The sequence below is a fragment of the Streptomyces sp. NPDC090499 genome (assembly GCF_044769305.1).
Lineage (GTDB): Bacteria > Actinomycetota > Actinomycetes > Streptomycetales > Streptomycetaceae > Streptomyces.
The window spans coordinates 1-9,594 of sequence record NZ_JBIVXP010000038.1; the positions used below are offsets into that span (position 1 = coordinate 1).

Genomic DNA, 9,594 nt, shown 5'->3' on the forward strand with positions numbered 1-9,594 from the left:
CGACGACACGACACGCCACCACTCCCACCGAACCACCCGCACTATGCCTGACCAGCGAAAACACCGCCCTCATGTCCGGAAAGACAACAGCGTCTGAGACACACGTGGACGGCGAAGGCGGCGATGAACACCCAGGCGCCGTAGAAGTGCAGACGGTAGAACGAGCCCGGGAAGACGTAGTAGAGCTGGATGTTCAGGATGCCGGTGACGAATTCGAAGATGACACCGCCGACCAGCATCAGCAGGGACAGCCGCTCCAAGCCGTGGGCGACGGAGCGTACCGGCGACCATGCGAACAGCTTCGGGATCACCGACCACAACTTGGCCAACAGCACCGGTACGAGGACCACACCCAGCGTCACGTGCACGCCCTGGAGCAGCCGGTAGAGCCAGTATGGATGCGTGGGCCAGCTGAAGAGGTAGAAGCCCAGGACACCCTTGTCAGGGGTCTCGTCGTTGAGGGGGCTCAAGTCGGGGTTGTAGGCGGCGTAGGAGAGCAACCCGGTGAGGAACAGCAGCGGAATGCCGACCAGGAGGACCAGGCCGAATACCGAGGTCAGCCAGGGACCCCGGATCGGACTGCGCCAGAATCCGGGGCGGAACGGCCCCGGAGGCGGGGGCAGCTGCCCCACCCGCTGTCCCATGGCACGAGTCCGGGCACGGCCCGCAGCCGCGGCGCCGACCACAATGCCGCGTACCCGCCTCAGCCACTCCAACCGCTTCGACCGCTCCAGCGCCGGCATCCCGTCCGGTCCCGGGCGTCGTGACCCACCGGTCGGGGCCGGACCCGACGGCCGTCCGCCACCTGCCATCGGCCGTTTCCTCCACTCTTCGAACCGCGCTCGCAGGAGGACGGCGCTCAGTGCCACAGCCATTCCGGACAAACAGGACACTTACAAGCTGGCACAGCTCAGGTGAGCCGGCCAGGCCCGAGGTACAAGCGGGTGTCCGTCGCCAGCCGAATGGCACAGACGTGCGAATGAGGATGCCCTCGGTGCCCGTCGAGGGATCCGCGGGAGTCACGGCGACGCGACAGCGCGGCACGTGTCCCGCCGGCGACCGCTTACGCCATGGCCGACGCCACGACGCCGAGTGAACCCAAGGAGATCCGTACAGCCGAGCCGACGTGGCTGGCACAGGGCAACGGGCGCGGCCCAGAGAGCTGCTTCCTCGCATCCAAACGCGTGAGCGCCCAGCGAGTGGCATACCCCGACGCACCCCGAATCTCCATATTGGCGTGATGCAAAGATGACAGGCTCGACCCCGCACGGCCGCATCCTTCTCACAGCGGTCCCCGTCCGTGGCACTCGCCGTGCTGACAGCGGGCTGTACGAACAGTTCCTCCTCCCATACCAGTGCCTCTCTCTGTGTACCGCTGAAGTGGATCCCGCTGAAGTCGCTTCACAACTCCGTAGCGGCCAGCTCTCACGGGCTGGTGGAGTCGGTGTCCGGGTGCCATTCGGCCATGACGATGGTGGCGTCGTCCTGTAGCTGGCCGTGGTGGTGGTCGAGGATGGCGTGGATGAGGCGGCGCAGGGCTTCGGGGGCGGGTTCGCCGGCGGCGAGCGCGCGGGTGACGAAGTCGACGAGTTGCTCCTCGCCGAAGCGCGGGCCGGTTCCGGAGCGGGCCTCGGTGACGCCGTCGGTGTGGATCAGGACGCGGTCGCCGGGTTCCAGCTGGGCCCGGTGCACGGTCCGGGAGGGCTGGTAGCCCGGGCCGAGACCGAGCGGCAGCTCGCCGTGGGCTTCCAGCGCTCCCGGGACGACGTGGTGTGCGCGGATCAGAAGTGGTGGTGGGTGGCCGGCGTTGATCCAGTTCAGTTGCCCGGTGTCGAGGTCGAGGTGCGCGAAGACGCCGGTGAGTAGGCCGCCGGGCCGCCATCGGTGCAGGTCTTCGTCGATCCGGTCGGTGATGTCGGTCAGGGTGCCGCCTGCGCGGCGGGTGGACCGGCAGCCGGCCAGGGCGACGGCGGAGGCCAGTCCCGCGGCCAGGTCGTGGCCCATCGCGTCGACCACGGTCAGGTGCAGGCGTCCGTCGTCCAGGCCGTGGTCGAAGGCGTCCCCGCCGACCTCGTAGGCGGGTTCCAGCACGGCGCTGGAGGTGACCTTGTGCGTGCCCAGGGTGCGCGGCGGCAAGAACGCCCACACCATCTCCGCCGCGGTGGTCATCGGGCGTCGGCGGGAGGTTCGGCTGAACAGGTCGCTGAATCCGCTCTTGGAGACGATGGTCAGCGCGGTCACCGCGGCCAGCTGCGTGGCGCCGTCCAGCAGCGCGGGGGTGAGCTGGTCGGCGGTGACGCGCAGCACGCCGATCCGCGCGATGCCGTCGACCAGAGGCAGCCACACCGCCAGCGGGCGACGGCGCGACAGCCGCAGGGACATGGTCCGGTAGGCCCATCCGGCCACCGTTCCCTCGATCGCGAGGGCGTCGTCGTCCTGGCTGCCGGTCGTGCCGGGCAGGGGCACCAGCTGGTCCTCCTGCACATCCGCCAGGTAGACGGCCGCCGATGCCAGTCCCAGCCGGCGGGCCGTCTCGTGGACCAGCTGCGGTACCTGCAGCGGGGTGATGGTGTGCGAGCGCTCCAGAAACAGGGCCAGCGCGGCCCCCGGTTCCTCCGCCATCACTCACCGGCCCTCTCGCGGTCGCGGCCCCTCCCTCAAGTCTGCGACCAGCCGGCTCGGTGCGCGGCCCCGCTCGGGCAGGGCGCCATCTGGTTGGCCCTGCTCCCGCGTGGCTATGGCGAACGGGCATGGAGCGCTGCGTGATGTGCGGGACCGGACCCTGCGTTCTCTGGTCCTGAAGATCGACTGGCTCACCTGACTCGTACCCGGGTTCAGGCGGAGCCCGCCTGGGACAGAGCGGCTTCAAGGGCCTGCCGGATGTCCTCGGACAGCTCTTTGCTTGCGGGCCAGCCGACGATTTGTTCCGCGACCTCCCGCAGTTTGATGTTCGTGTTCTGGGAGACCGTCCGCAGGACGGCAAAGCCCTGGTCGGGAGGAAGGCCACCGAGGGCGACGACGACGCCGATGGCCTGGTCGATCACCGCATGTGCGACCACGGCTTCTTCGAGCTGGCCGATTTCCCGCTGCAACTGGCCTATCTTGCGAGCAAGCTCGTCCGGTCCGAGGGCTTCAGCCTCGAACAGTGAAGGGTCCCCCTGACTGTGCTCCGTCATGTTCGCCTCCTGTCAGGGCTGTCTCCCTGGCCTGACGCGGCCGGCCAGCCGGTGTTCTCCGCGTGATACGCCACTTCGTTCCTGCGACCCTGCGACCGGCCGGTCGATCGCGCGCGAGCGTTGGGCGGACAGCGGTGCAGTGGTCGTCGCTGTCCGCCCTGACCACACCCGCCGCCGACTACGCGGCGCGGGCGAGTTCGGCACGGCCGAACAGCAGCGCGTAGCCGGAGGGAAGGCGACGCAGGATGCGGGTCAGCAGGTCGGGACCGGCACAGGCCGCGACGGCGCAGAAGACGGAACCGGTGTCCCAGCGGGCCGTGGCCTGCGAGGCTCCGGTGCGGGCGGCGAGCTCCTTGACGAAGGCCCAGCCGGTGAGGGACTGGGTGTCGGGGACCTGGGCGGTGAGGACGCGTGCAGCCTCGAAGGGCAGGCGGGCGGCCAGTTCCACGCGTTCGTCGCCCGTCAGCTGACGTCCCAGTCCCGCGAGGACCAGGCGGACGGCTTCCTCGGCCTTCTCACGGGTGGGATAGGCGCCGTCGTAGCGGACCTTCTCCACCATCTGCTCGTACGCCCTGTCGTAGGGCTGCTGGAACGGTGCGGGTCGGTCGGAGATCACTGCGGTGATTGCCTTTCTGTCACCAGTTCGTGGTGCCGCTGCGCGGTCACCGGCGGATGGATTGTCAGGTGGTCCGGGGCGGCCGGAGGGCAGGCTGTGGTCCGCGGGAAGCCGGAGCAGGTCGTTGCCGACGGCGTCACAGACCGTTGCGAGTGCCGGCGCTGACATCCCAGGCCGCGGTCTGCTCGGTGGCGCCCTCGACTCAGGCCGTGATGGCCCGCACGGACCGCTGCGGGGCAGCGGCTCGGTGCTCTGCATCGGGTTGAGCAGGATCAGGGCGAAGCCTTCCCGCGCTTCCGGCAGACGCGGAAAGTCCGGCACGTACCCGCCGACCAGGTGGGCGCCCAGCAGGGCAAGCACCACAGCCGAGGAACGCATCTGGTCGCACAGCCGCCTCAGGGCTCCGCTCTCCCTTGGCCCTCGCGGTGCGGAGGACAGGCAGGAGGGGCGAACAGATGCCCGTCCTCCGCCGCTGTCGAGCCCTTGGCGGTCCAGCTCAGCCGGAGATCTCCTTGCGGCCGGACCCGACGCCGATGGCGATCTTGCGGGGCTTGGCGCGCTCGGCGATCGGGATGCGCAGGGTGAGCACGCCGGCGTCGTAGTCGGCCTGGATGTGCTCGGTGTCCAGCGTGTCCGCCAGGACCAGCTGGCGGGAGAAGACACCCAGCGGCCGCTCCGACAGCTCCATCTGCACGTCGTCGGCCTTTGCCACCGGGCGACGCTCGGCCTTGACGGTCAGCATGTTCCGTTCGACGTCGATGTCGATCGCGTCCGCGCTCACGCCGGGGACGTCGAAGGCCACCACGTACTGGTCACCCTCGCGATAGGCGTCCATGGGCATCGGGGACGGCCGCGACCAGGTGCCGGGGCCCATCAGCTGCTGCGCCAGCCGGTCGAGCTCACGGAAGGGGTCAGTGCGCATCAACATCGGAAAACACCTCCAGAAGGTTCAGGCAGTTGCTGCCAATGCGCCTCACTGCAACCGTTGTAACATGTCATCCAATAGATGACAAACACGGTGTCGTCCGTAGGATGACAACCCGAGGGAGGTGCCCATGGCCCCGGCCGACCAGCCGGCTTCACCCAGCGCCGACGCGAGCAGCCCGACGTCGTTCCTCGCCGCGGCGGCGGCCCTGGAGGCCATAGACGACGCCCTGCACACCGCCCGGCATCCGGTTCCCGGCACCCCCGGAGCCCAGGAGGCCAGCACGGACCAGGCCCTGGCCTCCCTCCTCCTGCTCCGGCAGGTGCGTGAGCGGCTCGCCGGATGGGAGACCGGCCTGATCGAGGCCGCCCGCGACGCCGGGGCCAGCTGGGCCGATCTCGCCCACCCTCTCGGCGTCGCCAGCCGCCAGGCCGCCGAACGCCGCTACCTGCGCGGCCGCCCCGGCGCGGCCGGAACCACCGGCGAACAACGCGTCCAGGCCACCCGCGAACGCCGCGCCGCCGAACGCACCACCGCCACCTGGGCCCGCCGCAACGCAGCCGACCTGCGCCGCCTCGCCGGCCAGATCACCGCCCTCACCGACCTGCCGGACGCCGCCCGCCTCCCCCTCAGCCAACTCCACACAGCGCTCGCCCACGACGACGCCGCCGAACTGATCCATCCCCTCAACGCCACCCGCCCCCACCTGACCGGCACCCACCCCGACCTCGCCACGCAACTCGACACCCTCACACCCCCCTGACCCGGCAGGGCTATGGCCGGAACGCAGGCACTCGGCGTCTGCCCCGAGACACCGGTTTGCTCAGCCGACTGGGAGTGGCGCCCTCCCCGGCGAGGCGTCTAACCAGTGCAGGCGTACTCCTGCCCGCTGCAGGTGACTTGAGGTGGCCCTCGGAGGGTGACGTATGCCCGCCGGCATGTCCGGGACCACGAACGCCTCGTCCAGCACTGCGAATCCTTGAGCTGGGCCGCGATCAACCCGCCGTCTCACCAGCCACCGGCGAAACACGCCTCCGGGACCTGGCCGTGTAACGCAGCCACTCGCGCCGCAGGCGAGCCCGGCCCGCGCGTAGCCGACCGGGCTCATGGGCGAAGGTCAGGGCCACATCACTAGCTGTGACCTCCGCACTTCGACCCTACGCCCACCCGGCTGGCCACTACCGCTCCAGGCCACCGGCGCGTCGTCCAGCGGCGTAGGCCCCCTGTGTCCGGCGGGAAGCTGATGTCCCTGCTCGCGCGGGGGTGTGGGAGTCTGACAGTGTCGCGGACCAGGGGCAGACAAGCGGGAGTGGGGTTCGTAAGCGGGAGGCGTACCAGGAGGAACTGGCCTCGATCGGCGAGGCCCTGGTGGACATGGCCAACCGGGTCGGTTCGGCCCTGGGCCGGGCCAACAAGCGCGCTGCTGGATGCCGATCTCCAGCTCGCGGAGAGCGTGATCTCCGCTCACACCAAGGTCGACGACCTGCAACGCGATCTGGAGGACAAGGCCATCGCGGTCCTGGCGCGCCAGCAGCCGGTCGCAACCGGCCTGCGGGTGGTCGTCACGTCGCTGCGCATGAGCGCGGACCTGGAACGCTGCTCGGTCCTGGCTCAGCATGTCGCCAAGCTGGCCCGGCTGCGCTACCCCGGGGAGGCCGTGCCGCAGGACCTGCGTCGAACCATCCTGGAGATGAGCCAGCTCGCCCAGCGTCTGATGGCACAGGCCGCCGACGTTCTCGTTACCCGTGACCTGGACGCCGCGGACCAGATGGAGCAGGACGACGACCGGATCGATGAACTGCACCCCGGATATTCCAGCACCTCATGGACGACCGCTGGCACCACGGAGTGGAGACCGCCGTCGACGTCACCTTGCTCGGTCGCTACTACGAACGGTTCGCCGACCACGCTGTCTCAGTCGCCCGCCGCGTGGTCTTCCTGGTCACCGGCGAACACGCCGACGAACTGGCAGCGACACATCCATGACCACGCGCGCGACGGCCCTGTGACCGCGCACGGCACCGTGCGCAACCTGTCAAGTGTCGGCTGAACTGGAACTAAGACCGTGTCCTATGTGGTGAGGCGAACGAGTCGCTTGTAGCAGCAGATGGCTGCGGCAAGTCCGAGAAAGGCCAGGTAGTTGCGGGGATTTCGCTCGTAGCGGGGGCTGAGTCGGCGGTAGCCGGACAGCCACGACATGGTGCGCTCGATCACCCACCTGCGACGGCCCAACCGTTCGCTGGACTCGATACCCCTGCGCGCGATCCGGACCCCGATGCGTTTGCCACGTAACCATTTCCGCAGGTCGGCACGATCGTAGGCCTTGTCTGCGTGCAGGCGCTGAGGCTTGAAGTACCGGCCCCGGTGAGGGTCGTGTCTCGTTTGGTGACCCTCGAGCATCGGCTTCAGCCCTTCACTGTCGTGCGTGTTGCCGCTCGAGACGCCGACGAGAAGGGGCAGTCCGTTCGCGTCCGACAGGACGTGCATCTTGGAACCCGGTTTGCCGCGGTCCACGGGGCTCGGACCTGTGTGTTCGCCCCCTTTTTAGCCCTGACGTGGGCGGTGTCGAGGACGACGCGGGTGACATCGATGAGGCCGGCGTCGTCAAGCTGGTGCAGCACCGCCTCGTGCAGGCGGCCCCAGACACCGGCTCTCGACCAGATCAGAAACCGCCGGTGGGCCGTCGACTTCGATATGCCGAAGCACGGTGGCAGAGCCCGCCAGGCGCAGCCGCTGACCAGCACGTAGATGATCGCCGCGAACAGCGTCTCATCAGGCGTGTCCTGCGTTCCGCCGCCCTGCGGCCGCACTCGTGATGGAGGAATCAGCGGCTTTGCGATCTCCCACAAGCCGTCCGGAACAATCCAACTCCATGTACCCCGCCCCATGAACAGGCCAACGACGCCTCACCACATAGGACACGGTCTAAAGACGCCATCTCATTTGGATGGGTAGTCTGTCGGTCGTGGTTTCGATCGTTGAGCGACTGGTGCCGGATGAGTTGTGGGAGCTGTTCCAGCGGGTCGTCCCAGAAGCTCCAACACGGCCTCAAGGCGGCGGCCGACGCCGGCACGGTGACCGGGAGGTGCTGGCTGCGATCGTGTTCGTGGCCACATCGGGCTGCACGTGGCAGCAGTTGCCGTCCGCGTCGTTCGGGCCGTCGGGAGCGACGGCCCACCGACGCTTTGGCGAGTGGTCGAAGGCCAGGGTGTGGGCCAAGCTTCATCGCCTGGTGCTCGACGATCTCGGCTCCCGTGGCGAGCTGGACTGGTCCCGCGCATCGTCGCCGCCCCCTTGATCGACGTAGCTGAACTCACCCGGCGCCGCATCCTTCCGGTACCCGAGCGCGCCCAGCACGCTAACACCGGTCCTGACCACGCGTTTCTGCCTGGCATGGAGGCAGTCGATGTCCAACCGCCAGGCCCCGTCGACCCCCTATCCCTCCCGAACGACCCGGCGGATACCACGCAGCCCAAGCCGCACTCACCCGTGCACCCCGGGCCACGCGCTCGACGGCGTCGCGGTCCGGGGTGACTGTTTGCGCCAATAGCCAGTACCACACCGCATCCACAACGGCTCCCTCGCCAGAGACGGCATCCCGTTCTTCGATCGGCCTCACTGCGACACGGATAAGGACCGGGAATACAACAGCTGGTAACGGAGGCATGTTGGAGATCGCAGCCCTCGTGGTGTCGCTGGTAGCGCTCGCAGTGACCGGAGCCGTCTCGTTTCGACAACTGCGGCTGACCGAGCATGCCAACACGCTGCCCGTACTTGTGGATCTCTTCCGCGAGCATCGAAGCGTGCGGCTGGCACAGGCACGGCAGGTCGTGCACGAACAGCTGTCTGCGTATGACCTGTCAGCCGGACTGGCTGGGCTACCCGAGGATGATCGGCATCTGGTCCGTGAACTGGCCTGGTTCTATGACAATCTCGGGGCTATGGTCGCCCACGGGGTGGTGGACATCGAACCCGTCTCCGGATACCTCGGTGGGTGGGTGATCTCAGTCTGGGAGAGCTTGCAACCGCTGGTGCAGGCCGAGCGTGCGAAGAGGGCGCAGAACGCATGCCGGATCCGAACCGCTGGCAGGAGTACTTCGAGAACCTGTACCACCTCGTCCGCGAGACTCCTGCGGACCGAGCTCGCGCAGGAACGCATCTGTGGCGGCTTCCGCAGCACTGAGCATCGATGAATGCAACCGGTGATGGCTGGCCAAACACTCCGCTCTGCGAGGGCACATCCAGGGCACATGAGCCTGGGAAACGGCGTTGGCCGGTGAGAACTACGGAGAGGAGTTTTCCCAGGTCAACGCACCATTCACCGAGAAACCCCAGGTCAGCGCCCTCCGGCCCTCAATCGCTGCACGAGTGATAGGACTTCAGCCGCCAACTGCCCGAGTTGGCGCATCAGCCGATCCCCTGGCGTGGTGTCAGCGCTTCACTCTGGCACGTTCACGCGCAGTCGCGGGAGATCAGGCCCCCCCCATCGGACGGATACTCCTCAGCCACTACCGGCGACCTGACCAGGACCTCGACGCTCCTGACACCCCATCCGAAGGAGCGTCAAATGAGCGCCAAGATACCCCGGAGAGCGTCATTTCGGCGTCAAGATATCGCCCGTAACGCCCACACCGCACATAGCGCACACCACTCGAACCCGCAGGTCAGACGGCCTTTCCGGCAGGCTCCAGAATCGCCACGCACTCCACATGATGCGTCATCGGAAAGGTGAGCAGTTCGCGCCTCCCGGGAAACATGCAGGTCAGGTGGGGTTTCGAGGATGGAATCCATCCCCTTGAGAGCCTTGTGCGTCATACGTGCGTCACCGTTGCAGCCGCGTATCAGACGGACACGGGTCCCGATCCATGCCGTGACCA

General features: G+C 68.1%; 7 protein-coding genes and 3 pseudogenes. 4 read left to right on the plus strand and 6 right to left on the minus strand.

The window, feature by feature from the left end; all coding sequences use genetic code 11:
• Positions 1–92: 92 nt before the first annotated feature.
• The 5 genes and pseudogenes from ACIQVL_RS50730 to ACIQVL_RS50750 form a co-directional block, all read right to left on the minus strand.
• Positions 93–644: pseudogene (locus tag ACIQVL_RS50730) on the minus strand (hypothetical protein); the annotation flags it as partial.
• A 781-nt stretch (positions 645–1,425) separates the two neighbouring features.
• Positions 1,426–2,622, minus strand: coding sequence for a PP2C family protein-serine/threonine phosphatase (locus tag ACIQVL_RS50735; protein ID WP_403479193.1), 1,197 nt, complete (start codon positions 2,620–2,622; stop codon positions 1,426–1,428).
• 212 nt (positions 2,623–2,834) lie between these two features.
• Positions 2,835–3,176 carry an ANTAR domain-containing protein gene (locus ACIQVL_RS50740; protein ID WP_403445196.1) on the minus strand — a complete coding sequence of 114 codons (342 nt, stop codon included), beginning with the start codon at positions 3,174–3,176 and terminating at the stop codon, positions 2,835–2,837.
• A gap of 178 nt (positions 3,177–3,354) precedes the next feature.
• Positions 3,355–3,792, minus strand: coding sequence for a DUF2267 domain-containing protein (locus tag ACIQVL_RS50745; protein ID WP_403445199.1), 438 nt, complete (start codon positions 3,790–3,792; stop codon positions 3,355–3,357).
• Between the two features lie 496 nt (positions 3,793–4,288).
• Complete coding sequence (locus ACIQVL_RS50750; protein ID WP_365791599.1) at positions 4,289–4,720, minus strand: Hsp20/alpha crystallin family protein; 432 nt, start codon at positions 4,718–4,720, stop codon at positions 4,289–4,291.
• A 127-nt stretch (positions 4,721–4,847) separates the two neighbouring features.
• On the opposite strand from ACIQVL_RS50750, the gene ACIQVL_RS50755 reads away from it, so the two are divergent.
• Positions 4,848–5,480 (plus strand): type III effector protein, encoded by a 633-nt coding sequence (locus ACIQVL_RS50755; protein ID WP_403479194.1) that lies wholly within the window; start codon positions 4,848–4,850, stop codon positions 5,478–5,480.
• A gap of 611 nt (positions 5,481–6,091) precedes the next feature.
• Positions 6,092–6,703: pseudogene (gene phoU, locus ACIQVL_RS50760) on the plus strand (phosphate signaling complex protein PhoU).
• Between the two features lie 84 nt (positions 6,704–6,787).
• Here phoU and ACIQVL_RS50765 read toward each other — a convergent pair.
• Positions 6,788–7,605, minus strand: a protein-coding gene (locus tag ACIQVL_RS50765; RefSeq protein ID WP_403479195.1) for an IS5 family transposase whose coding sequence is annotated in 2 segments (ribosomal slippage) — positions 6,788–7,263 and positions 7,263–7,605 — 819 coding nt in all. Because the reading frame shifts where the segments join, the coding sequence is not laid out codon by codon here.
• A 59-nt stretch (positions 7,606–7,664) separates the two neighbouring features.
• Between ACIQVL_RS50765 and ACIQVL_RS50770 the strand changes: the two are divergent.
• Positions 7,665–8,000 (plus strand): annotated as a pseudogene (locus ACIQVL_RS50770) (transposase); the annotation flags it as partial.
• Between the two features lie 382 nt (positions 8,001–8,382).
• Positions 8,383–8,910: a hypothetical protein gene (locus ACIQVL_RS50775; protein WP_403479196.1), complete on the plus strand. Its 528-nt coding sequence runs from the start codon at positions 8,383–8,385 to the stop codon at positions 8,908–8,910.
• Positions 8,911–9,594 lie beyond the last annotated feature (684 nt).

Coding starts and splice junctions, on each gene's coding strand:
- ACIQVL_RS50755 (WP_403479194.1), top strand. CDS start 4,848: ATGGCCCCGGCCGACCAGCCGGCTTCACCCAGCGCCGACGCGAGCAGC.
- ACIQVL_RS50735 (WP_403479193.1), bottom strand. CDS start 2,622: ATGGCGGAGGAACCGGGGGCCGCGCTGGCCCTGTTTCTGGAGCGCTCG.
- ACIQVL_RS50750 (WP_365791599.1), bottom strand. CDS start 4,720: ATGTTGATGCGCACTGACCCCTTCCGTGAGCTCGACCGGCTGGCGCAG.
- ACIQVL_RS50740 (WP_403445196.1), bottom strand. CDS start 3,176: ATGACGGAGCACAGTCAGGGGGACCCTTCACTGTTCGAGGCTGAAGCC.
- ACIQVL_RS50775 (WP_403479196.1), top strand. CDS start 8,383: ATGTTGGAGATCGCAGCCCTCGTGGTGTCGCTGGTAGCGCTCGCAGTG.